This is a genomic window from Streptomyces sp. ActVer (genome assembly GCF_027270795.1).
GTDB lineage: Bacteria > Actinomycetota > Actinomycetes > Streptomycetales > Streptomycetaceae > Streptomyces > Streptomyces umbrinus_A.
In genome coordinates, this window is the sequence record NZ_JAPWHT010000133.1 from 1 (window position 1) to 22,967 (window position 22,967).

Below are 22,967 nucleotides of genomic sequence, written 5' to 3' on the forward strand. Positions count from 1 at the left end.
CCTCAAACGCCGGAGAGGCTGAAATACCCAGCCCGTCCGGCGTTTGAGGACGAGGCCGTTCAGGCCGACAGCGGGGGTCTGGGGGCGGCAGCCCCCAGGGGACGGGAACGGGTAGGGGCGGCGGGGGCGAGATCGATGACTGACGACGGGCCGCGGAACCTGTACGAGGCGATGACGCTGGCCGCCCCGGACGGCATCGTCGCGGTCGACGCAGACGGCTGCGTACGAGCCTGCAACCCGGCCGCGGCGGCCCTGCTGGAGCGACCCGCGGACGAACTGATCGGCTCGGTGTTCGGCTTCCCGCTGGTCCACGGCGAGGCCACCGAGGTCACACTGGTCCTGCCGAACGGCCGCAGCAAGGTCGTCGAGATGCGGGTCACCCTGGCCCGGCACGACGACCGCCGGCTGTACGTGGCCGCACTGCGCGACGGAACCCGCCGACGGCAGGCAGACCACGTCCTCCAGTCCGCCCTCGAACACCAGAGCGTGGTCGTCGCCGTGGCCGCACACCAACTGCACAACCCGCTCGCCGCCCTGGGCGCCCTGGTGCACGTACTGAAGGAACCGCCGCCCGACCTGACGGACGAGGGGAGGGCGCAACTGGTCGAGCGGATCGCCGAGCGCACGGCCCGACTGCAGTCGCTCGTCCGCAAGCTGCTCACCGCCGCCCGCATCGACGGGGCCTGGCAGCAGGGTGTGCCGGAGACGGTGGCGGTGCTGGGCTTCCTCCTGGAACGGCTCGCCGAGTCCGCGGCCCGCGGCCGTGACCTGCGGCTGGCCGTGCCCGCGCATCTGGTGGCCCGCGTCGACCGGGTGGGTTTCGCCGAGATCCTCACCAACTACCTGGAGAACGCCCTCGCCTACGGCCGGGAACCCGTGGAGATCACGGCGCGCGCCACCGGCGGACACATCGAACTGTCCGTCGCGGACCACGGTCCAGGTGTGCCCGAGTCCTTCGTCCCGCACCTCTTCGAGCGCTACCGCCGCGACCCCGCGACAGCGGCGGTCACCGAGGGCACCGGCCTCGGCCTGTGGATCGCCCGCAGCCTGGCCCGCGCGAACGGCGGCGACGCCTGGTACGAGCCCGGCCGGCCGAGCGGCGCCGTGTTCTGCGTGAGCCTCCCTCAGGAGCCGCCCAGCACACGGGCGTAACGCACCTCAGGCACCTCGACACCGTCCACCTCGAAGGGCTCCTCCGCGCCGTCCGGTGCGAAACCGGCCTTCTCGTAGAAGCGGCGCGCGCTCGCGTTCTCCCGGAGCACCCACAGCAGCATCCGGCCGTGCCCCGCGGCCGTGCAGAGGGCGACGGACTCCCGCAGCAGGGCGCGACCGACACCGCTCGCGAGCCGGTCGGGGTCCACGTAGATCGCGTACAACTCGGCTTCCGCGGTGCGGACTTCGCCCTCCCGGTACGGGCCGTGGCACGCCCAGCCGACGACGTCGCCGTCCCACTCCGCGACCAGGCTCATCACGCCCTCACCGGCCTCTTCGAAGCGGGCCCGCAGCCGCCCGACGTCCTCCGCCGGGTCGAGCCCGTCGAGGTACGCCTGCGGCATCATCCCTCGGTACGCCGTCTGCCAGCCGCGCACCCGGATCTCGGCCACGCGGGGACAGTCGGCCAGGGCCATCTCCCGGACGCGAAGGGTGGGAGTGGGAGAGGGGGCGCGGAGGCGTTCGTCCATGGCGGCACCCTAGGCGGCCGTGGGGGAGGGGTCCCCTGAACTACGGCGGGCCCGTGGATCGCCCGGGCGGCATCCGCGACTCACTCGGGCAGCAGCGCGAACGCCTCGATCTCCATCAGGAAGTCCGGGCTCACCAGGGCGGCGACCTGCACGGCCGAGGCGGCAGGGAGGCGGTCGGGGGATATGTGCTCGTCCCGGGCCGCGCGGACGGCCGGCATGTAGGCCATGTCCGTGACGAAGAAGGTCAGTTTGACCACGTCGTCGAAGGTCGCCCCGGCCGAGGCCAGACAGCGCCGCAGGTTCTCGAAGACCTGGCGGGCCTGAGCCGCCGGGTCGCCCTCCCCGACGAGCTTGCCGTCCTCGTCGAGCGCGAGCTGGCCCGAGACGGCCACGAAGCGGCCCGTGCCCATGACGACGTGGGTGTACGCGGCGGCGGGGGCGACCCCGTCGGGGGCGGAGATGCGCGTCAGTTCGGCCATGGATCAATCCTGCACCACGGCACTGACAACGCCCCCGACGGGCGCCGCCGCTCACCTTCCGGGGCTCAGCCCCGGAACCCGAGCAGCCCGTGCAGCGTCGTGCCGCGCGAGGCCGAGGCCTTCTTGCTCAGCGGCTTGGGGTCGGGCAGCGTCTTGCACACCGCGTCGACCTCACCGCCGCTGCGCGGCACCCTGCCGTCGGCCAGATACGTGGCCAGGTGCTTGTCCAGGCAGGCGTTCCCGCTCAGCGTGATGCCGTGGTTGCCGCCGCCCTGCTCGACCACCAGGCTGGAGCCGCGCAACAGGCGACGGGCCATGACACCGCCCTCGTACGGAGTGGCCGCGTCGTCCGTCGCCTGGAACAGCAGCACCGGCGGCACCGAGTCGTTGGAGACGTCCACGGGCTCCAGGGAGTCCGTCGGCCAGAACGCGCACGGCGCGTTGTACCAGGCGTTGCTCCAGGTCATGAAGGGCGCCTTCTCGTACACCTCCCAGTTGTCCTCGCGCCACTTCTCCCAGTCGCGCGGCCAGGACGCGTCACGGCACTGCACCGAGGTGTAGATGCTGTAGCTGTTGTCGCCCGCGGCGTCGACGGCACCGAAGTTCCGGTACGCCTCGACCAGCGGGTCGTCGTTCTTGTCGTTCACGAAGGCCGCGAACGCCTCGCCGAGATACGGCCAGTAGCCGTTGTAGTAGCCGCCGGGGGCGAACGTGTCCTCCAGTTCGGAGGCGCCCACCGTCTTGTCCGCGGGCTTCTTCGCCAGCGCCGCCCGCATCGCGTACCACTTGGCCTCGATCTTCTCAGGATCGGTGCCGAGCTTGTACTTCGCGTTGTTCTTCGCGACCCAGGCCATGAAGGCCCGGTGACGGTCGTTGAAGGCGTAGTCCTGCGCGAGGTTGTCCTCGTACCAGACGCCGGTGGGGTCGACGATGGAGTCGAGCACCATGCGCCGTACGCGGTCCGGGTGGAGCTTCGCGTAGACGGCGCCCAGGTAGGTGCCGTACGAGTACCCGAAGTAGTTGATCTTCTTGGCGCCGAGTGCGTCCCGGATCGCGTCCATGTCCTGGACCGCGCTCACGGTGTCGAGGTACGGCAGCAGCTTCCCGTACTTCGCGCCGCACGCCTTCGCGAAGGCCTTGACCCGGTCGAGGTTGGCCTTCTCCAGGGCGGGGGTGCTCGGCACCGAGTCGGGCCGTACGGGAGTGAAGTGCCCCGGCCTGCAGTTGGGGGCGGGCTTGCTGGCGCCGACGCCGCGCGGGTCGAAGCCGACGACGTCGTACTGCGAGGCCACCGCCTTCGGCAGCGTGGCCGCGACGAAGCCGGCGAGCGTGAGACCACTGCCGCCGGGGCCGCCCGGGTTCACCAGGAGCGGTCCCTGGGACTTCTTCGCGGTGTGCGGGACCCGTGACAGCGCGAGCGTGATGCGCTCGCCGTGCGGGTTCGCGTGGTTGAGCGGCACCTTCAGGGACGCGCACTGGAGCGTCGGATAGGAGGTGGTGCCGCACTTCTTCCAGGTGAGCTTCGCCTGGTCGGCGGAGAGCGTGGTGCGCGCTACGGTCGCGGAGTCCGCGCTCGCGCCGGCCGGGATCGCGGTGATCAATCCGGCCACCACGGCAGCGGCACCGCACAGAGCAGCTGCGCGTCGGTTCACGATGAATCGCCTCGCATGGATGTTCCGGGCAGGGATTCTGGCCTGATCCTCGGGCCGGGGGTCCGGGGGTTGTCCCCCGGGGAGATGCAGCATCGGACCTCCCAGGACGGAGGTTGTGGGCCGTGCACGCCACGGCCTTCGCCGTATCGTTCCGGAGTGGCCGCCCGGAAGAAGCGATTCTGACAAGAGTTTGACCCGATCGGCCCGCGCGATGCGCCCGGATGCAGCTGAGACGTGCTGGTCGGAGCGGGTGGCGGTGCCAGTGCTGGTGCTGGTGCTGGTCAGAGCAGGGTGAGCTGGGTCGGCTCCGGGACGGCCGGTTCCACGGGCGCCGGGATCCTGCGCGGCATCCCCGTGCGCGTGGGACCTATCCCGTACTCCTCGGCCAGTTCATGGACCTGACGGGTGATCCGGCGCTGGTACCACTTCGGGGCGTAGGCACCCTCCGCGTACAGCCGCTCGTAACGGCGCACCAGATACGGGTGGTGGTGTGCCAGCCAGCTCATGAACCACTCGCGCGCTCCCGGCCGCAGATGCAGCACGAGCGGCGTGACCGAGGTGGCGCCGGAGGCCGCGATCGCCCGTACCGTCGCGCGCAGCTGGGACGGGTCGTCGCCCAGGAAGGGGATCACCGGGGCCATCAGGACCCCGCAGTCGATGCCGTGTTCGCTCAGGGTGCGGACGGCGTCGAGGCGGCGCTCGGGGGCGGGCGTGCCCGGCTCCACGGTCCGCCACAGCTCGTGGTCGGTGAAGCCCACCGAGACGGAGATCCCGACCTCGGTCACCGAGGCCGCCTGCTTCAGGAGGTCGAGATCTCGCAGGATCAGCGTGCCCTTGGTGAGGATCGAGAAGGGGTTCGCGTGGTCGCGCAGGGCCGCGATGATGCCGGGCATCAGCTGGTAGCGGCCCTCGGCGCGCTGGTAGCAGTCCACGTTCGTGCCCATCGCTATGTGATCGCCGAGCCAGCGCCGCGAGCCGAGATGCCGTCGCAGCAGCTCCGGGGCGTTCACCTTCACCACGATCTGGCTGTCGAAGCCGAGGCCCGTGTCGAGGTCCAGATAGCTGTGGGTCTTGCGGGCGAAACAGTAGACACACGCGTGCGTGCACCCCCGATACGGGTTGACCGTCCACTCGAAGGGCATGCGCGAAGCGCCCGGCACCCGGTTCACGATCGACTTGGCCCGGATCTCGTGGAACGTGATTCCACGGAACTCCGGGGTGTCGAACGTACGTGTGGTCACCGCGTCCGCGCCGAACAGCGCGGCGTCCTTCGGCAGGTTGCCGCCGGACTCCACTGTGAGGTTCTCCCAGCGCATGACGCCTCCTCGGTAGCACTGGGCATAGAATAGAACACATGTTCCCTTGATCGTGCGAACTCATATTCGACGGGCGTGGCGTCCGAGGCTCCGGGGCCCTGAGGGGACCCCGATTTGGGCGGCTCGACCGCCTGATGGTTGGCTGAGCGCTGACCCCCGAGATCCCGAGTGCTGGAGGAACGCAATGGCGCAGGTCGAGGCCACCACTGAGCGAGTCGTAGCGGCTCAGCCGGACGACGTGTTCGATGCGCTGGCCGACTACACCGGCACGCGTGCGAAGCTCCTGAGCGAGCACTTCAGCGAGTACGAGGTGCGCGAGGGCGGTGACGGCGAGGGCAGCCTCGTCCACTGGAAGCTCCAGGCCACGAGCAAGCGCGTCCGCGACTGCCTGCTCGAGGTGAGCGAGCCCACCGACGGCGAACTCGTCGAGAAGGACCGCAACTCCTCGATGGTGACCACCTGGCGCGTCACTCCGGCCGGCGAGGGCAAGTCCCGGGTCGTCGTGACCTCGGTGTGGAACGGTGCCGGCGGCATCGGCGGCTTCTTCGAGAAGACCTTCGCGCCCAAGGGTCTCGGGCGGATCTACGACGAGGTGCTGGCGAAGCTCGCCACCGAGGTGGAGAAGTAGCCCTCGGCGCAGTCCCGGTGAGCGCGCGGAGGCGCTCGACCGGGCGATTCTCACGCTCACCGTTTCGAGTGGTTTTCGGTATGGCTCCGTCGTACGCCGTAGGGCTCCCACCGGCGGTTACGCCCGCGGAGCTCCACTGACGGGCGACTCGTCGCGCTTGCTCCCAGTTGTCGCGTAATGCGAGAAATGGGCCGCGCAGGCGCGACGAGGGGAGCAGCACGTGGGCGGGACGACTCTGGCGGCGGGCGAACGCGGCGTTTCGGCCCCGGCCCCTGACACACCCCAAGGGCCGCCGGAGCCACCGCAGTTCGAGGAGCTCGGCCCGGCCCGCGTGCGGATGGTGTTCTTCGCGCTGATGCTGGCGCTGCTGCTCGCCGCGCTGGAGCAGATGATCGTCGCCACCGCTCTCCCGAAGATCGTCGGGGAGCTGCACGGCCTGGACAGGATGTCCTGGGCGATCACCGCGTATCTGCTCACCGCCACCGTCGGACTGCCCGTCTACGGAAAGTTCGGCGACCTCTACGGCCGCAAGGGCGTCTTCCAGTTCGCGATCGTCGTCTTCGTGATCGGCTCCGCGCTGGCCGGACGGTCGCGCACCATGGACCAGTTGATCGCCTTCCGCGCGCTCCAGGGCGTGGGCGCCGGCGGACTCATGATCGGCGTGCAGGCGATCATCGCGGACATCGTGCCGCCCAGGGAACGCGGCCGCTTCATGGGCCTGATCGGCGCCGCCTTCGGCCTCGCGTCGGTCGCCGGACCGCTGCTCGGCGGCTACTTCACCGACCACCTCTCCTGGCGCTGGTGCTTCTACGTCAACGTGCCCTTCGGCCTGGTCACGCTCGCCGTCGTCGCCGTCGTGCTCAAACTCCCGAAGCCGACCGTCCGGCCCCGCCTCGACGTCCTCGGCGCCCTGCTGCTCGCCGCCGCCTCCACCTGCCTGGTCCTGCTGACCAGTTGGGGCGGAACGGAGTACGCGTGGGACTCGCGCGTCGTCATCGGACTCGGCGCGGGAGCCGTCGCCGCCACGGCCCTGTTCCTCGTCGCCGAGCACTTCGCGGCCGAACCCCTCATCCCCCTGCGGCTGTTCCGCGACGGCGTCTTCAACGTCACCGGCCTGGTGGGCGTGATCGTCGGGGTCGCCCTCTTCGGAGCGGCCAGCTATCTGCCCACGTATCTGCAGATGGTCGACGGCGCCACGGCCACCGAGTCCGGCCTGCTCATGCTCCCGATGATGGCCGGCATCGTCGGCGCCTCGGTCGTCTCGGGCCAACTCATCAGCCGCAGCGGCCACTACAAGATCTACCCGATCCTCGGCGGCTTCCTCTCCGTCCTCGGCATGTGGCTCCTGTCGCGGCTGGAGGTCGACACACCCAGGCTGCACTACAGCATCTGGATGGCCGTACTCGGCGCCGGGATCGGCCTCGTCATGCCCGTACTGATCCTGGCCGTGCAGAACTCCGTGGAGCCCCGTGACCTCGGCACCGCGACCAGCGCCAACAACTACTTCCGGCAGATCGGCGGCAGCGTCGGCGCCGCGATCTTCGGCACGCTCTTCGCCGACCGGCTCGCCGACTCCCTCGCCGAACGGCTGCCCGCCGGGGCCGGCCTGCCCGACCCCGAGTCCATCACCCCGCAGCTCGTCCACGCACTGCCCGCCGAGCTTCGCGACGGCTACATCGCGGCCTACGCCGACGCCATGCCGCGGATCTTCCTCTACCTCGTGCCGGTGCTCGTCCTGGGCCTGCTCGTCACCTTCTTCCTCAAGGAGAAACCGCTGGTGTCCCACCACACCTCTGCCGCCCCCGAGACCACCGCGTCCTACAACTCCTCGGTCCCGCAGGCCCGTTCGTACGCCGCCGGAGTGCCCGTCTGCGGCACCGTCCAGCATCCCGACGGCACCGTCGTGCCCCGCGCCGCGCTCACCCTCATCGACGTCGCGGGACAGCAGATCGGCCGGGGCGCGAGCGGCGACGACGGACGGTACGCGCTGTCGACGCCCGGGTCGGGGTCGTACGTCCTCATCGCCGCGGCCGGCGGGCATCAGCCGCAGGCCGTCAGCGTCACTGTCGGGGAGCGGCCGGTCGAGCTGGACGTCGTGCTCGGCGGCGCCGGACGGCTGGCCGGGAGCGTGGTGACGGCGGACGGGACGCCTGTGCGGGACGCGACCGTCACGCTCACCAATGTGCACGGTGAGGTCGTCGCCACGACGCGCAGTGGGCGGGAAGGGGGTTACGTCATCTCGGAGTTGGTGGCCGGTGAGTACACGCTGGCCGCGAGTGCGCCGGCCTTTCGGCCCGCTGCCCTGCCCGTGAGCGTGCAGGCCGCCCGGGAGACCCGGCAGGATGTCGAGCTCGCGGGCGGGGCGGTGCTTCGGGGGACCGTGCGGGCCAGTGGGGGGCGGCCTGTCGAGGATGCGCGGGTGACGCTGCTGGACGCAGCGGGGAATGTGGTGGACACGTTGACCACCGGGGGTGACGGAACGTTCCGGTTCGTTGATCTTTCCTCGGGGGAGTACACGGTGATCGCCGCCGGGTACCCGCCGGTGGCTACTGTTTTGCAGGTGGCCGGGGGTGGGCGGACTGAGCGGGATCTGCAGTTGGGCCATGAGAATTGAGGGTTGTTCGTCGGCCGCGGGCCGGTGGGGGCTGGGCGCGCAGTTCCCCGCCCCCCTGAAGGGCGTCCCTGACGGGGCGCTGGTGTGCGCCGGAGTTAATTAGCTCAATGCCACACATGGCAACCGGGCGTGGACGTACCGTGGTTGCGGCGGTACAGATCTTGCGGACCGTGGGAGAGAGGGCCTGGGCCATGGACCGTGGCACCGAGAGGGGCACAGCTCACGGCCGTGCGGGCGGGAACGGGGTCGCGGCGGGCCGGATTCCGCTGGCCGTGGTGGTCGTCGACCGTGAAGGCCTGGTCTCGCACTGGAGCCGGGGCGCCCGGCGGCTGTTCGGGGCCGCCAAGGACGAGGCGGTCGGACGGCCCGCAGCCGATCTGCTGCCCGTGTCCGGTGCCCTGCCCGATGACGACGAGGTCGCTCCCTACGGGGCGTATTCGCCGCACGACGGACTCGGGCCCGACCTGGAGTCGTCCCTCGACGGGCGGCTGTCCTATCCGGCGGCGGGGCGCGCGCGGTTGTCGGCGTCCGACGGTGATCGCGACCGGATCGATGTGCTGTGGTGGGCGTATCCGCTGGTCGGGCCGGGCCCGGAGCGGCTGTTGGTGCTCGCCGCCGATGCGGCCGGGCTGAGCCAGGAGGACACCGGCGCGGGGCTGGTCATGGAGCGCATCGCACCCGGGTTCGCACTGCACACCGACTTCCCCGGTGCCGAGGAACTGGCCCGCAGGCTGCCCGAGATCCTGCCCAGCATGAGCGTCGGTGAGAGTGCCCGCATCGTCGCCCAGGTCCTCGAACTGGGTTATCCCGTCCTGGAGTTCAGCCAGAACGACCGGGTGCCCGTCACTCCCGACTGGGGCGTGCCCCGGCGTGCGGAGCGCAGGGCGCGTCAGGAGCGGGCGGCCGCTGCCGTCGCGGCCGGCGCACCCCTGCCGCAGGACCAACCCGACGAGGTCGAGGACCTCGAATACGCCGCCGTCCGCGAGCGCCTGGAGTTCCTGAACGAGGTCAGCGGGCGGATCGGCACCTCACTCGACCTGTCCCGCACCATCGTCGAGGTCAGCCGGGCCGTGGTCCCCCGCTTCACGGACGTGGCCGGCACCTATCTCCGCGAACAGGTCGTCGCAGGTGAGGGCTTCCCCGAGGGCGTCCCCGACACGACCACGATGTGGCACCGGGTCGCTCTGGAGCACACGGACGAGCCGGGCCGCTGGGACGACGTCGTGCCGGTCGGCGAGGCCATGCCGTTCCCGGCCCACACCCCGTTCTTCCAGTGCATGACCACCGGCGACCCCGTCCTCGTGCCCCGCATCAGCGAGCAGATGGGGCACATGATCGCCGCGCAGTTCGAGAAGCGCGACATCCGGCCCCTCATCACGGGCCGCTCCATGCTGGTCGTGCCCCTCAAGGCCCGCAACGTGGTCCTCGGCTTCATGATCCTGCTCCGGCACCCGGAGCGCGTCGAGTTCAACGACATGGACCGCGTCACCGGCGCCGAACTCGCCGCCCGCGCCGGGCTCGTACTCGACAACGCCCGGATGTACACGTACCAGGAGAGTGTCGCCGAGACCCTCCAGGACAGCATGCTGCCGCACATCGCGCCGCGCATGGCGGGCTGCGACATCGCGACCCGCTATCTGCCGGGCACGCTGCTGGGGCGGGTCGGCGGCGACTGGTTCGACTCGGTCAAACTGCCCGGGTCACGGACCGCGCTCGTCGTCGGCGACGTCATGGGGCATGGGCTCAACTCGGCAGCGATGATGGGCCAGTTGCGCACCGCCGTACAGACCATGGCGGCCCTCGACCTGCCGCCCGCCCAACTCCTGCGCAACCTCGACGACTTGGCGCAGCGCCTCGGTGAGCACTACCTCGCGACCTGCCTGTACGCGGTGTACGACCCCATCAGGAGTGAGTTGCAGATAGCGAACGCGGGTCATATTCCACCGGTGTTGGTCCGCGCCGAGGACGGCCGCAGTGATCTGCTCGACCTGCCCACGGGCGCGCCCATCGGTGTCGGCGGAGTGCCCTTCGAGTCCGTAGGGGTTCGAGTGGCGCCCGGCGACCGGCTGGTGATGTGCACCGACGGTCTCGTCGAGGTCCGCGGTGAGGACATCGGTGTCGGACTCGCCACGCTCTGCGAGTCCGCCGCGCACCCGGCCGCCTCCATGGACGACGCCTGCGACACCATCATTCGCGCCCTCAACACCCGCGGCGGCCGCAAGGACGACGTGGCGCTCCTGATGGCCCGGCTCAACGGCATCGAGCCCGAGGACGTCGCCCAGTGGCGGATCGGCCACGACCGCTCGGAGGTCGGCAGGGCACGCGCCGTGGTCCGCGAACAGCTTCACGTGTGGGGGCTGAACTCCCTTGTCGACCCGACCGAGTTGATGGTGAGCGAGCTTGTCACCAACGCCGTACGGCACTCACACAGCCGGCCCATCGAGCTGAGGCTCGTCCGGGGCGAGACGCTGCTGTGCGAGGTGGACGACGACGACCACACCCTGCCGACGCTGCTCAGCACGCGCCAACTCGACGAGTTCGGGCGCGGGATGCGTGTGGTCAGCACGCTGGCGCAGGAGTGGGGGACCAGCCGGACGAGCTCCGGCAAGACGGTGTGGTTCGAGTTGACCCTGCCGCTTCGCTAGCTCCTGTCGGCCGTGCCGCGCCGCCCGTTTCCTGGGGGGCGAGGGGCACGAGGGGCGCACATCGGGGTGCGGCAGTCGAATGAGCGGTGAAGGTGTGCGCCGCCTGCTTGTCGCTTCACGCCGGGCGCGATAGACCGGACTGCCCGCCACTTTTCGGCGGTCCGTGGTCGCGTCCTGGGGAGCTGGCATGAGTGTGACGACTCGGTACAGAGAGGCCTGGGAGGGCTTCTGGCGGGAGGCTCCCGGCGAGCAGGGGGCCGTCTTCTGGGACGCTGAGCCCGCGGTCACGGCGGGGATCCACCTCGGGCTGTTCGAACCGCAGCTGCCGGCTCCCGGGCTGCCTCTCGTGGACCTCGGCTGCGGCAACGGGACCCAGACCCGGTTCCTCGCCGACCGCTATCCGCGGGTCATCGGTGCCGACCTCTCGGCTGCCGCCCTCGATCACGCCCGGCTCGCGGACCCGGCCGGGCAGGCCTCCTACCGGCTGTTCGACGCGGCCGAGAAGGTGGAAGCGGAGACGCTCCATGCGGAGCTCGGTGACGTGAACGTGTATATGCGGGGTGTCCTGCATCAGTGCGAGCCGGATGATCGGCAGCCGGTGGTGGATGGGCTCGCCACGCTTGTGGGTGACCGGGGGCGTGCCTTTCTTGTCGAGCTCGCGGAGGCGGCGGGGCCGATTCTGCGGGGTCTCGCCCAGGGCCCGGGCGGGCCTCCGGCCAAGCTTGCGCCCGTGTTTCGGCATGGGATCGCGCCGGGGGAGGTGGCTGATGCCGCTGTGCCTGAGTATCTGCGGGCTGCGGGGCTCGCCGTGCTGGCCAGTGGGGAGTTGCCGCTGGTGACGACCGAGTTCTTGGCGGACGGTACGCGGATTGAGTTGCCGTCGAGGTGGGTCGTGGTAGGGCGGGTCTGAGATTTCGCGTGATCCTCAGTTGGCGATGGGGATTGGACGTTGAGTGATGGGTGCGGGTGTGTGGGGGCTGGTCGCGCAGTTCCCCGCGCCCCTCACGGGGCCCGTGGTGAGCGGGGTCCGATAGGGGCGCCCGCCGCCGCGGAGCGGCTCCCGGCACCCTTGGCCCGGCTGGAGGTATGTGACATAGTACTGGCGTGACCAAGTCGCTGACCTGCGATGTTGTGGTCGTCGGGGCCGGGATGGTCGGGGCGGCCAGTGCTTTGTACGCCGTTCGGGCGGGGCTGAGTGTCGTCCTGGTGGACCGGGGGCCGGTGGGCGGGGGTACGACCGGGGCCGGGGAGGGGAATCTGCTCGTCTCGGACAAGGAACCGGGGTCCGAGCTCGAACTCGCCCTGCTCTCCGGGCGGTTGTGGGCCGATCTTGCCGCCGAGACCGGAGTGGCCGGGGCCGTCGAGTACGAGGCCAAGGGCGGGGTCGTCGTGGCGTCCGCACCCGAGGGGCTCGCGGCGCTGGAGCGGTTTGCCGTCGGGCAGCGGTCCGCCGGTGTCGAGGCTGTGTCCGTCGCCGCCGGTGAACTCCATGATCTGGAGCCCTACCTGGCGAAGGGGCTCGCGGGCGGGGTCCTCTATCCGCAGGACGCCCAGGTGATGCCGACACTGGCCGCCGCGCATCTCGTACGGCTCGCTCGTGCGGCCGGTGCCGAGTTGAGGACCGGGTGGACGGTCACGGAGGTGCTGCGCACGGCGGCCGGGGCGGTGCGTGGGGTCCGTACATCTCATGGTGATGTGCACGCGCCCGCCGTGGTCAACGCCGCCGGGACCTGGGGCGGGGAGCTGGCCGCGCTGGCCGCGGTGTCCCTGCCCGTGCTGCCCCGGCGCGGATTCGTCCTGGTCACCGAGCCGCTGCCCCGCCGGGTGCGGCACAAGGTGTACGCCGCCGACTACGTGGCCGACGTGGCCAGTGACTCGGCCGCGCTGCAGACCTCCCCGGTGGTCGAGGGCACGGCGGCGGGACCGGTGCTGATCGGGGCCAGCCGGGAACGGGTCGGCTTCGACCGCTCCTTCTCCCTGCCCGTCGCCCGGGCGCTCGCGGCGGGGGCGACCCGGCTGTTCCCCTTCCTGGCGGAGGTCAGGGCCATGCGCAGCTACCTCGGGTTCCGTCCGTACATGCCCGACCATCTGCCCGCGATCGGGCCGGACGCGCGCGTGCCCGGGCTCTTCCACGCGTGCGGGCACGAGGGCGCGGGCATCGGACTCGCCACCGGGACGGGCCACTTGATCGCCCAGGTGCTGGCGGAGAAGACCCCCGATCTTGACCTCGCGTCGTTCCGCCCCGACCGCTTTCCCGATCCGGTGACCGAGGAGGCTCCGTGACGCCCCGCACTCCGCTCGACCTGGTCGACGCCCGGCCCGGGCCCGCCTTCACCGTCACCTTCGACGGACGGGAGATCACTGTTCTGCCCGGCCAGACGATCGCCGCCGCGCTCTGGTCGGCGGGCATCACGTCCTGGCGTACGACCCGGGGGAGCGGCGAGCCGCGCGGTGTCTTCTGCGGCATCGGGGTGTGCTTCGACTGTCTGGTGAGCGTCAACGGGCGGGTGAACCAACGGGCTTGTCTGGTCCGGGCCGAGGCCGGGGACGTGATCCGCACGCAGGAAGGGACCGGCCACCATGACTGAACGACGACGCCTTGCGGTGATCGGCGCCGGCCCCGCCGGACTCACGGCCGCCCTCGCCGCCGCGGCTCGCGGTGTGCCGGTGACCCTGGTCGACTCCGCTCCGCAGGCGGGCGGGCAGTTCTACCGTCAGACCGCCCCGGGGCTCGGGGCCCGCCGTCCGCAGGCCCTGCACCATCAGTGGCGTACCTGGGAACGGCTTCGTGACGGACTCGCGGCGCACATCGCCGCGGGCCGCGTCACTCACCTGACGGATCATCATGTGTGGTTCGTGGAGCGGCAGTCCGGCGCCTCCACTGCCGATGACACCGGCCGAGGCTCCTTCGCCGTGCACGCTCTGCTCGGGCCCGAGCAGGAGGAGCCGGTCACCGTTCACGCGGACGCCGTGCTGCTCGCCACCGGTGGGTACGAGAAGGTGCTCCCCTTTCCCGGCTGGACCCTCCCCGGAGTGGTCACCGCGGGTGGGGCACAGGCCATGCTCAAGGGCGGGCTCGTGCTGCCGGGGCGTACCGCCGTGGTGGCCGGGACCGGGCCGTTGCTGCTGCCCGTTGCCGTCGGGCTCGCCTCGGCCGGGGCGAAGGTCGCGGCCCTCGTGGAGTCCGCCGACCCCCGGAACCTCGCTCGGCAGGCCCGCGTGCTCGCGGCCCATCCCGCGAAACTCGCCGAAGGCGCCCGGTACGCGGCCGAGTTGACACGCCACCGAGTCACGGCCCAGGTCCGCAGCACGGTCGCCGCCGCGCACGGCACCGACCGGCTCGAAGCCGTCACCGTCGCCGTCCTGGACGGTGGCGGACGGGTCCGGCCGGGAACCGGGCGGCGCATCCCGTGCGACACCCTCGCCGTCGGCCACGGCATGCTCCCGCACACCGACCTCGCCGAAGCACTCGGCTGCCGTCTCGACGGGGTTGCCGTCGCAGTGGACGACGAACAGCGCACCGACGTGCCCGGCGTCTGGGCCGCCGGCGAGGCCACGGGGATCGGCGGCGCGGCGCTCGCGTCGGCCGAGGGCCGGATCGCCGGACTGTCCATCGCGGCACGGCTCGACTCCCGTACGCCCGAAAGGAGTTCGTACGCCTCGGCGGCCAAGGCGCGTGCCGGGCTGCGGGAGTTCTTCGCCGCCGTCGACTCGGTCTGCGCCCCGCCCGCCCATTGGGTCGAGCAGGTCACCGACGACACCGTCGTGTGCCGTTGTGAGGAGGTGTCCGCCTCCGCGATCCGGGAGGCCGTCGACGACCTCGGGGCCGGGGACGTACGCACCGTGAAACTGCTGACCAGGGCCGGGATGGGCTGGTGTCAGGGACGGATGTGCGGGCCTGCCGTGGCGGGGCTCGCGCGCTGTCCCGAGACACCCTCCCGACGGCCGTTCGCCCGGCCTGTGCCCCTCGGGGTGCTGGCTCGTGAGCCCGGCGAACCCTCATGACACGTCACCCTCTACCGAAACCGGATGGGACCCCTCATGACTGACGACAACGTCATCGACAACCGGCCCTGGCGCGGCGTCCTCGTCGCCACCGCCCTCCCGCTGAACGACGACCTCTCCGTCAACCTCGACAAGTACGCGGAGCACTGCTCCTGGCTCGTCGAGAACGGCTGCGACGGGGTCGTACCGAACGGCTCGCTCGGCGAGTACCAGGTGCTCACCCCTCAGGAGCGGGCCAAGGTCGTCGAGACCGCGGTGGCCGCGATCGGCGGGCAGCGCGTGATGCCGGGCGTGGCCGCGTACGGGTCCGCCGAGGCCCGCCGCTGGGCCGAGCAGGCACGCGACGCGGGCTGCGCCTCCGTGATGCTGCTGCCCCCGAACGCCTACCGCGCCGACGAGCGCTCGGTCCTGGCCCACTACGCGGAGGTGGCCAAGGCGGGCGTGCCGGTCGTCGCGTACAACAACCCCATCGACACCAAGGTCGACCTCGTGCCCGAGCTGCTCGCGAAGCTGCACGGCGAGGGGTACATCCACGGGGTCAAGGAGTTCTCCGGTGACGTACGCCGCGCCTACCGGATCGCCGAACTCGCCCCGGAACTCGACCTGTTGATCGGCGCCGACGACGTGCTGCTGGAACTGGCGGTCGCCGGAGCCAAGGGCTGGGTGGCCGGTTACCCGAACGCGCTGCCCTCCGCCTCCGTCGCGCTGTACCGTGCCGCCGTCGCGGGAGACCTGGACACCGCGGGCAAGCTCTACCGCCAACTGCATCCCTTGCTGCGCTGGGACTCGAAGACCGAGTTCGTGCAGGCCATCAAGTTGTCGATGGACATCGTGGGGCGGCACGGCGGTCCGGTACGGGCGCCGCGCGTGCCGCTCCTTCCCGAGCAGGAGCAGGCCGTGCGCGAGGCCACCGAACGGGCCGTCGCGGCCGGGCTCGCCTGAGCCGCAGTCCCGGACGCCCGCCCGAAGGCACGCGGCCACGATCTCGATCTCTGCCTCGCAGGAGACCTCACCCCCAGGGAGCCCCATGCGCAGCAAACTCGTCCTGCACGCCGTCGACTCGCACACCGAGGGCATGCCGACCCGGGTGATCACCGGAGGCATCGGCACGGTCCCGGGTTCGACCATGAACGAGCGGCGGCTGTACTTCCGTGAACACCGCGACGACATCAAGCAGTTGCTGATGAACGAGCCGCGCGGCCACTCGGCGATGAGCGGTGCGATCCTCCAGCCGCCGACCCGTCCCGACTGCGACTACGGCGTCATCTACATCGAGGTGTCGGGCTATCTCCCGATGTGCGGGCACGGGACCATCGGGGTCGCGACCGTCCTCGTGGAGACCGGCATGGTCGAGGTCGTCGAGCCGGTGACCACCATCCGCCTCGACACCCCGGCGGGGCTCGTGGTCGCCGAGGTGGCGGTGGAGGACGGGGCGGCCAAGGCGGTCACGCTCAAGAACGTGCCGTCCTTCTCCGTCGCCCTGGACCGCAAGATCCAGCTCGCCGACGGGCGGACGGTGACGTACGGCCTGGCGTACGGCGGAAACTTCTACGCGATCCTGCCGCTCGACCAGTTCGGGCTGCCCTTCGACCGGGCCCGCAAGGACGACATCCTCGCGGCCGGGCTCTCGCTGATGGACGCCATCAACACCGAGGGAGAGCCCGTCCACCCCGAGGATCCGTCCATCCGGGGCTGTCACCATGTGCAGCTCACCGCCCCGGGCTCGACGGCCCGGCACTCGCGGCACGCGATGGCCATCCACCCCGGCTGGTTCGACCGCTCACCCTGCGGCACGGGCACCTCCGCGCGCATGGCGCAGCTGCACGCACGCGGCGAGCTCCCCCTGAACACCGAGTTCTTGAACGAGTCCTTCATCGGTACCCACTTCACCGGCCGGCTCCTCGACACCACCGAGGTCGCCGGGATCCCGGCCGTCCTGCCAAGCTTCACCGGGCGTGGCTGGGTGACCGGCACGGCCCAGTATCTGCTCGACCCCACCGACCCGTTCCCGGCGGGCTTCGTCCTCTGAAGGCCTCGGAACCGCGCGCCCCCGCCCGACCACTGGTACTGCCCGCCTCACCCCACGCACCGCCCGTTCCAAGGAGACCCCCCGATGCCCGCCCAGCGCGCCAGCGCCCCCGCCCTGCCCTCGCTGGGCGGCAAGAAGCCCAGCTACCGCGAGCGTGTCGCGGACGCGCTGCGGGCCGCCCTCATCGCCGGGGAGCTGCGTCCGGGCGAGGTGTACTCCGCGCCGGCCCTCGCCGCCCGCTTCGGTGTCTCGGCGACTCCCGTCCGCGAGGCCATGCTCGACCTCGCCAAGGAGGGCCTGGTCGACACCGTGCCGAACAAGGGCTTCCGGGTCACCGCCGTGTCCGAGAAGCAGCTCGACGAGTACACGCACATCCGCTCACTCATCGAGATCCCCACCACCGTGTCGCTCGCCGCCACCGCCGACCCCGTCGCCCTGGAGGCGCTGCGCCCGGCCGCCCAGGAGAGCGTCACGGCAGCCGCGACCGGTGACCTCGTCGCGCACGTCGAGGCGGACATGCGCTTCCATCTCGGGCTCCTCGCCCTCGCGGGCAACGACCACCTGGTCGAAGTGGTCCGCGACCTCCGCAAGCGTTCCCGCCTCTACGGCCTGCACGCGCTGGTGAAGGCGGGCCGCCTGGAGGCCTCCGCCGCGGAGCACCTGGACATCCTCGACGCGCTCATCGCCCGCGACGAGGAGGCGGTACGGGCCGTCATGACCCGCCACCTCGGACACGTACGGGGGTTGTGGGCGGCCGAGTGACCTCGGCGGCGACACGCTGCCGGGCAACCCGCCTCATCCGTACCTCCATGCTCTCCTGAGTGCGCCCCGGCAGCCGCGAGAAGGACGCACGTTGAGCAAGCGCATCCGCAGGTCTCCGCTCCTCCGCAGATCCGTGTTCCTCCACAGATCTGCGCGCCTGGGCGGATCCCTGGTCGCCACCGTCGCTGCCCTGGCCGTCCACGCCCCTGGCGCCTCCGTCGCGGTCGCCCTCAACCCCGTCGCTGCCAACCCCGTCATGACTGCCTCCCCGGAGACCGGGGCCGCCGCCGAGGCCCCCAACCACGATCTGTTGAGCAAGAGGGGCGAGCGGACCCAGCGCGCCCGGACGCTCGCCGTCGCCAAGGTCGCAGCCGGGGAGGTGACGCCCGAGACGCGCGGCTCCTCGCAGCGGATCGAGTACCGCGAGGGCTCGTACGCGGAGACGGCCCGCACCGCGGACCGGATCTTCGTGCTGCCGGTGGAGTTCAGCGACTACACGCACAACCGGATTCCCGAGCCCGACCGCACCACCGACAACGCCACGGTGTGGACCCGGGACTACAGCCGGGCCTACTACCAGCGGCAGATCTTCGGCACGGCGGACGAGACCTCGGGCGACACCCTCAGGTCGTACTTTCAGCGCCAGTCCAGCGGCGTCTACTCGATCACCGGCACCGTCCAGGACTGGACCCGCGTCGACCACCCCCTCGCGCACTACGGCACCGACACCTGCCGGAAGAACGGCGTCGCCGTCTCGACGTACTACTGCAACGAGCAGCTCGTCACCGACGGCCTCGACAAGTGGTACGAGGACCAGCGCGCGACGGGCCGGACCGTGGCCTCGCTGGCCAAGTACCTTGCCACGTACGACACCTGGGACCGCAACGACCACGACCGGGACGGGATCTTCAACGAACCCGACGGCTATCTCGACCGCGTGATGCTGATGTTCGCGGGGGAGTCGCAGGCCAACGGCGGTGGCGTCAACGGCACCGACGCCATCGGCTCACACCGCGGCAGCGTCAGCTATCTCCAGTCCGGCGCGGGCAAGTCGGGCCCCGCCAACGGAAACCGGGACGGCGGCAGCCAGGTCGGCGACTCGGGCGTCTGGGTCAACGACTACACGATGACCAACGAGAACAGGGGACTTGGCACGCTGGCCCACGAATACGGCCACGACCTGGGTCTGCCCGATCTGTACGACACCTCCGGCGGCGAGAACTCGACCGGCTTCTGGTCGGTCATGTCGCACGGCTCCCTGCTCTCGAACGAGGCCGAACTGTCCGCCCATCCCGCTGACTTGGGAGCGTGGGCCAAACTGCGGCTCGGCTGGCTCGACCACGCGACGGCGCAGGCGGGCACCCCCTCGACCGTCGTCCTGAACCCGCTGTCGGTCGACTCCTCGACGCAGGGCAAGGAAGCCCTTCTGGTGAAGCTCCCCGCGGACGCGGACGGCAACGCGCGCTACTACGTCGTCGAGAACCGGCAGTACGTCGGCGAGGACACGTACCTCAAGTCCGGCCCGTTCCAACTGGGTTGGCGCTCCATACTGCCTCGGCTCAAGGAGCGGCTGCACTACGAGAGCGGCACGCTGATCTGGTACTGGAACACCAAGTACCGGGACAACAGGACCAAGGCGAACGGCGGCCACGGTCAGATCCTGCCGGTCGACGCACACGCCGAGCCCGCCCTGGACACCTCCGGGGCCGTGATCCGGGGCCGCCTCCAGACGTACGACGCTCCCTTCGGGCGCCGGCCCACCGCACCGCTCACTTTTCACCAGAACGGTGTGGAGACGACGATCCCGTCCCGGCCGGGTGTCCCGGTCCTCGCGGGACCCGACGGCACCACGATCACCGTGGACGAGGAGTACACCGACGGCCGAGTGAAGGTTTCGGTCGGTTCGTCCGGCTGACCGCCCTCCCCTGTGGGGCTCCTCCGGACTGCGATACAACTGGAGCATGGCAAAGATCCTCATCAGCGCCGACATGGAGGGCGCCACCGGGGTGACCTGGCCGGCCGACGTCCTGCCGGGCACACCGCAGTGGGAGCGGTGCCGGTCGATGTTCACCTCGGACGTGAACGCGGCCGTTCTCGGCTTCCTCGACGGCGGCGCCGACGAGGTCCTCATCAACGAGGCCCACTGGACCATGCGCAACCTGCTCCTGGAGCAGCTGGACGAACGGGCGCAGATGCTCACCGGGCGGCACAAGTCGCTGTCCATGGTGGAGGGCGTGCAGCACGGCGACGTCGACGGCATCGCCTTCGTCGGCTACCACGCGGGAGCGGGCATGGAGGGCGTCCTCGCCCACACCTACCTCGCCAACTCGATCACCGGCGTCTGGATCAACGACGTACGCGCCAGCGAGGGCCTGCTCAACGCGCATGTCGTCGCCGAGTACGGCGTCCCCGTCGTCCTCGTCACCGGCGACGACGTGGCCTGCGAGGACGCGCTCGGCTACGCCCCCGAGGCGCTGAAGGTCGCCGTCAAGGACCATGTCTCGCGGTACGCGGCCGTGTGCCGCACACCGGCGCGTACGGCGTCGGACATCCGCGCCGCCGCCAAGGAGGCCACAGCCCTCGCGGTGCGGCACGAGCCCGTGGACGGTGGTCCGTTCACCGTGGCCCTGGAGTTCGACGCCGAGCACCTCGCGATGGCGGCCACCGTCGTCCCGGGCGTCGAGCGCATCGGGGAGCGGAAGGTCGCGTACACCAGCCCGACCATGTACGAGGGGATTCGTACCTTCAAGGCGGTCACCACGATCGTCTCGGCCGCCGTGGAGGAGACCTATGGCTGACAGCAGGAGCGCGACCGAGGAGCACACGGCCAGGGGCGGGGCGGTCGACGGGCAGGCCCTCGACGAGGTCGTCCGGTTCACCTCAGATCTCATCCGGATCGACACGACGAACCGCGGCGGCGGGGACTGCCAGGAGCGGCCCGCCGCCGAGGAAGCGGCCGCGCTGCTCGCCGAGGCGGGCCTGGAGCCGACGCTCCTGGAGCGCACGAAGGGGCGCGCGAATGTCGTCGCGCGCCTGGAGGGCACCGACCCGTCCGCCGACGCGCTGCTCGTCCACGGTCACCTGGACGTCGTACCGGCGCAGGCGGAGGACTGGAGCGTGCACCCGTTCTCCGGGGAGGTCCGCGACGGGGTCGTCTGGGGCCGGGGCGCGGTCGACATGAAGAACATGGACGCGATGATCCTCGCGGTCGTACGGCAGTGGGCCCGCGCGGGCGTGCGCCCCCGGCGCGACATCGTGATCGCCTTCACCGCGGACGAGGAGGCGAGCGCCGAGGACGGCTCGGGCTTCCTCGCCGACGAGCATCCGGGGCTCTTCGAGGGGTGCACCGAGGGCATCAGCGAGTCCGGCGCCTTCACCTTCCACGACGGCTCCGGCCGCGAGCTGTACCCGGTCGCGGCGGGCGAGCGCGGCACCGGCTGGCTGAAGCTCACCGCACGCGGTAGGGCCGGCCACGGCTCCAAGGTGAACCGGCAGAACTCGGTGACCCGGCTCGCCGCCGCGATCGCGCGGATCGGCGCCCACGAGTGGCCCGTACGGCTCACCCCGACGGTCCGCGCCGCGCTCACCGAGATGGCCGCGGTGTACGGCATCGAACCTGACTTCGACGATGTCGACGCCCTGCTGCACAAGCTCGGCCCTGCCGCCTCGCTCGTCGAGGCCACCGTGCGCAACAGCGCCAACCCCACGATGCTGAACGCCGGTTACAAGGTCAACGTCATTCCCGGGGAGGCCGTCGCCCACGTGGACGGACGCTATCTGCCCGGCACCGAGGACGAGTTCCGCGCGACCCTTGACCAGCTCACCGGTCCGGACGTGGAGTGGGAGTTCCACCACCGTGAGGTGGCCCTGCAGGCACCGGTGGACTCGACGACGTACGCCAACATGCGTGCCGCCGTGGAGGAGTTCGCGCCCGAGGGGCATGTCGTGCCGTACTGCATGTCGGGCGGCACGGACGCCAAGCAGTTCTCGCGCCTCGGCATCACCGGATACGGATTCGCGCCGCTGAAGCTCCCGCCGGGCTTCGACTACCAGGCCCTCTTCCACGGGGTCGACGAACGCGTGCCCGTCGAGGCGCTGCACTTCGGCGTCCGGGTACTCGACCGCTTTCTGCGCACGGCCTAGGGAAAAATGGGGGACATCGTGCAGACCCTGGCCTACGGTTCCTGGCCCTCGCCCATCGACGCGGCGCTGGCCGCCGCGCACGACGGACACCCCGACTTCGTCGGCTTCGTCGGGGACGAGGTCTGGTGGACCGAGCCCCGGCCCACCGAGGGCGGTCGCCGCGCCCTGGTGCGCCGCCGCGCCGACGGCACCGAGGAATCGGTCCTGCCCGCCCCGTGGAACGTGCGCAGCCGCGTCATGGAGTACGGCGGACACCCCTGGGCCGGGGCGGTCGGCGACGACGGCGCGCTGGTGGTCTTCGTCAACTTCGCCGACCAGCGGCTGTACGCGTACGAGCCCGCCCGCCCCGACCAGGAGCCCCGCCCCCTGACCCCCGTGTCGCCGGTGGGCGGCGGACTGCGGTGGGTGGACCCGCAGATGCATCTCGAACTCGGCGAGGTCTGGTGCGTACTGGAGGAGTTCACCGGCGACGGGCCGACCGACGTGCGCCGGGTCGTCGCCGCGGTGCCGCTGGACGGGTCGGCCGCGCAGGACAAGGACGCGGTACGCGAACTCACCGACGGGCAGCACCGGTTCGTCACCGGGCCGCGCATCTCGCCCGACGGGACGCGCGCGGTCTGGCTGGGCTGGGACCACCCGCGGATGCCGTGGGACGGGACCGAACTGATGGTGGCCGACGTCGGCCCCGACGGCACGCTGCGGGGCACCCGGAAGGCGGCCGGAGGCCCGGACGAGTCGATCGCCCAGGCCGACTGGTGCGCCGACGGCACCCTGCTGTACGCGAGCGACCGCTCCGGCTGGTGGAACCTCTACCGCGACGGCGAGCCCGTCTGCACGCGCGAGGAGGAGTTCGCCGGACCGCTGTGGACGGTCGGCCGACGCTGGTTCGCGCCACTGGACAGCGGACTCATCGCCGTCGTGCACGGCCGGGGCGCCACCGCGCTCGGCATCCTCGACCCGGAGACCGGCGAGGTCGTCGACGCGGCCGGACCCTGGACCGAGTACGCGGCCA

General features: G+C 71.2%; 18 protein-coding genes and 1 pseudogene. 15 read left to right on the forward strand and 4 right to left on the reverse strand.

The features are described 5' to 3' along the window. Positions 1–135: 135 nt before the first annotated feature. Entirely contained in the window at positions 136–1,152 is a 1,017-nt protein-coding gene (locus O3Q52_RS22350) for an ATP-binding protein (protein WP_269650544.1), read from the forward strand. Here O3Q52_RS22350 and O3Q52_RS22355 read toward each other — a convergent pair. The 4 genes from O3Q52_RS22355 to O3Q52_RS22370 all read right to left on the reverse strand — a co-directional run bounded on the left by O3Q52_RS22355 (position 1,125) and on the right by O3Q52_RS22370 (position 5,129). Beyond that, positions 1,125–1,682 (reverse strand): GNAT family N-acetyltransferase, encoded by a 558-nt coding sequence (locus tag O3Q52_RS22355; protein WP_269650545.1) that lies wholly within the window; start codon positions 1,680–1,682, stop codon positions 1,125–1,127. The two genes, O3Q52_RS22350 and O3Q52_RS22355, sit on opposite strands and share 28 nt — an antisense overlap. 80 nt (positions 1,683–1,762) lie before the next feature. Next, on the reverse strand, positions 1,763–2,161 hold the full coding sequence (locus tag O3Q52_RS22360; protein ID WP_269650546.1) for a RidA family protein: 399 nt from the start codon (positions 2,159–2,161) through the stop codon (positions 1,763–1,765). Between the two features lie 65 nt (positions 2,162–2,226). Then, positions 2,227–3,813, reverse strand: a complete 1,587-nt coding sequence (locus O3Q52_RS22365; protein ID WP_269650547.1) for an alpha/beta hydrolase — start codon at positions 3,811–3,813, stop codon at positions 2,227–2,229. Positions 3,814–4,094: 281 nt separating this feature from the next. Continuing rightward, positions 4,095–5,129, reverse strand: a complete 1,035-nt coding sequence (locus O3Q52_RS22370; RefSeq protein ID WP_269650548.1) for an Rv2578c family radical SAM protein — start codon at positions 5,127–5,129, stop codon at positions 4,095–4,097. Between the two features lie 184 nt (positions 5,130–5,313). Between O3Q52_RS22370 and O3Q52_RS22375 the strand changes: the two genes are divergently transcribed. The 14 genes and pseudogenes from O3Q52_RS22375 to O3Q52_RS22440 form a co-directional block, all read left to right on the forward strand. Next, positions 5,314–5,757 (forward strand): SRPBCC family protein, encoded by a 444-nt coding sequence (locus tag O3Q52_RS22375; protein WP_269650549.1) that lies wholly within the window; start codon positions 5,314–5,316, stop codon positions 5,755–5,757. A gap of 220 nt (positions 5,758–5,977) precedes the next feature. Beyond that, complete coding sequence (locus O3Q52_RS22380; RefSeq protein ID WP_269650550.1) at positions 5,978–8,371, forward strand: MFS transporter; 2,394 nt, start codon at positions 5,978–5,980, stop codon at positions 8,369–8,371. A gap of 191 nt (positions 8,372–8,562) precedes the next feature. Further along, positions 8,563–11,016 carry a SpoIIE family protein phosphatase gene (locus O3Q52_RS22385; protein ID WP_269650551.1) on the forward strand — a complete coding sequence of 818 codons (2,454 nt, stop codon included), beginning with the start codon at positions 8,563–8,565 and terminating at the stop codon, positions 11,014–11,016. A 187-nt stretch (positions 11,017–11,203) separates the two neighbouring features. After that, positions 11,204–11,926: a class I SAM-dependent methyltransferase gene (locus O3Q52_RS22390; RefSeq protein ID WP_269650552.1), complete on the forward strand. Its 723-nt coding sequence runs from the start codon at positions 11,204–11,206 to the stop codon at positions 11,924–11,926. Between the two features lie 194 nt (positions 11,927–12,120). After that, complete coding sequence (locus O3Q52_RS22395; protein WP_269650553.1) at positions 12,121–13,299, forward strand: FAD-binding oxidoreductase; 1,179 nt, start codon at positions 12,121–12,123, stop codon at positions 13,297–13,299. Continuing rightward, positions 13,296–13,604 (forward strand): (2Fe-2S)-binding protein, encoded by a 309-nt coding sequence (locus tag O3Q52_RS22400; RefSeq protein WP_269650554.1) that lies wholly within the window; start codon positions 13,296–13,298, stop codon positions 13,602–13,604. The genes O3Q52_RS22395 and O3Q52_RS22400 overlap by 4 nt, the downstream gene beginning before the upstream one ends. Continuing rightward, positions 13,597–15,021 carry an NAD(P)/FAD-dependent oxidoreductase gene (locus O3Q52_RS22405; protein WP_269650555.1) on the forward strand — a complete coding sequence of 475 codons (1,425 nt, stop codon included), beginning with the start codon at positions 13,597–13,599 and terminating at the stop codon, positions 15,019–15,021. The genes O3Q52_RS22400 and O3Q52_RS22405 overlap by 8 nt, the downstream gene beginning before the upstream one ends. 36 nt (positions 15,022–15,057) lie before the next feature. Continuing rightward, the gene (locus tag O3Q52_RS22410) at positions 15,058–15,963 is read left to right on the forward strand and encodes a dihydrodipicolinate synthase family protein (protein ID WP_269650556.1); all 906 of its coding nucleotides are present in this window, start codon (positions 15,058–15,060) and stop codon (positions 15,961–15,963) included. An 85-nt stretch (positions 15,964–16,048) separates the two neighbouring features. Continuing rightward, positions 16,049–17,050, forward strand: a complete 1,002-nt coding sequence (locus O3Q52_RS22415; RefSeq protein WP_269650557.1) for a proline racemase family protein — start codon at positions 16,049–16,051, stop codon at positions 17,048–17,050. Between the two features lie 84 nt (positions 17,051–17,134). Continuing rightward, positions 17,135–17,812 (forward strand): GntR family transcriptional regulator, encoded by a 678-nt coding sequence (locus O3Q52_RS22420; RefSeq protein WP_269650558.1) that lies wholly within the window; start codon positions 17,135–17,137, stop codon positions 17,810–17,812. 91 nt (positions 17,813–17,903) lie between these two features. Beyond that, positions 17,904–19,727 (forward strand): immune inhibitor A domain-containing protein, encoded by a 1,824-nt coding sequence (locus tag O3Q52_RS22425; protein ID WP_269650559.1) that lies wholly within the window; start codon positions 17,904–17,906, stop codon positions 19,725–19,727. 46 nt (positions 19,728–19,773) lie between these two features. Then, positions 19,774–20,610 carry a M55 family metallopeptidase gene (locus O3Q52_RS22430; protein WP_269650560.1) on the forward strand — a complete coding sequence of 279 codons (837 nt, stop codon included), beginning with the start codon at positions 19,774–19,776 and terminating at the stop codon, positions 20,608–20,610. Beyond that, positions 20,603–21,955, forward strand: coding sequence for a M20/M25/M40 family metallo-hydrolase (locus O3Q52_RS22435; RefSeq protein WP_269650561.1), 1,353 nt, complete (start codon positions 20,603–20,605; stop codon positions 21,953–21,955). The genes O3Q52_RS22430 and O3Q52_RS22435 overlap by 8 nt, the downstream gene beginning before the upstream one ends. Before the next feature lie 6 nt (positions 21,956–21,961). Next, a pseudogene (locus O3Q52_RS22440) lies at positions 21,962–22,967 on the forward strand (S9 family peptidase); the annotation flags it as partial.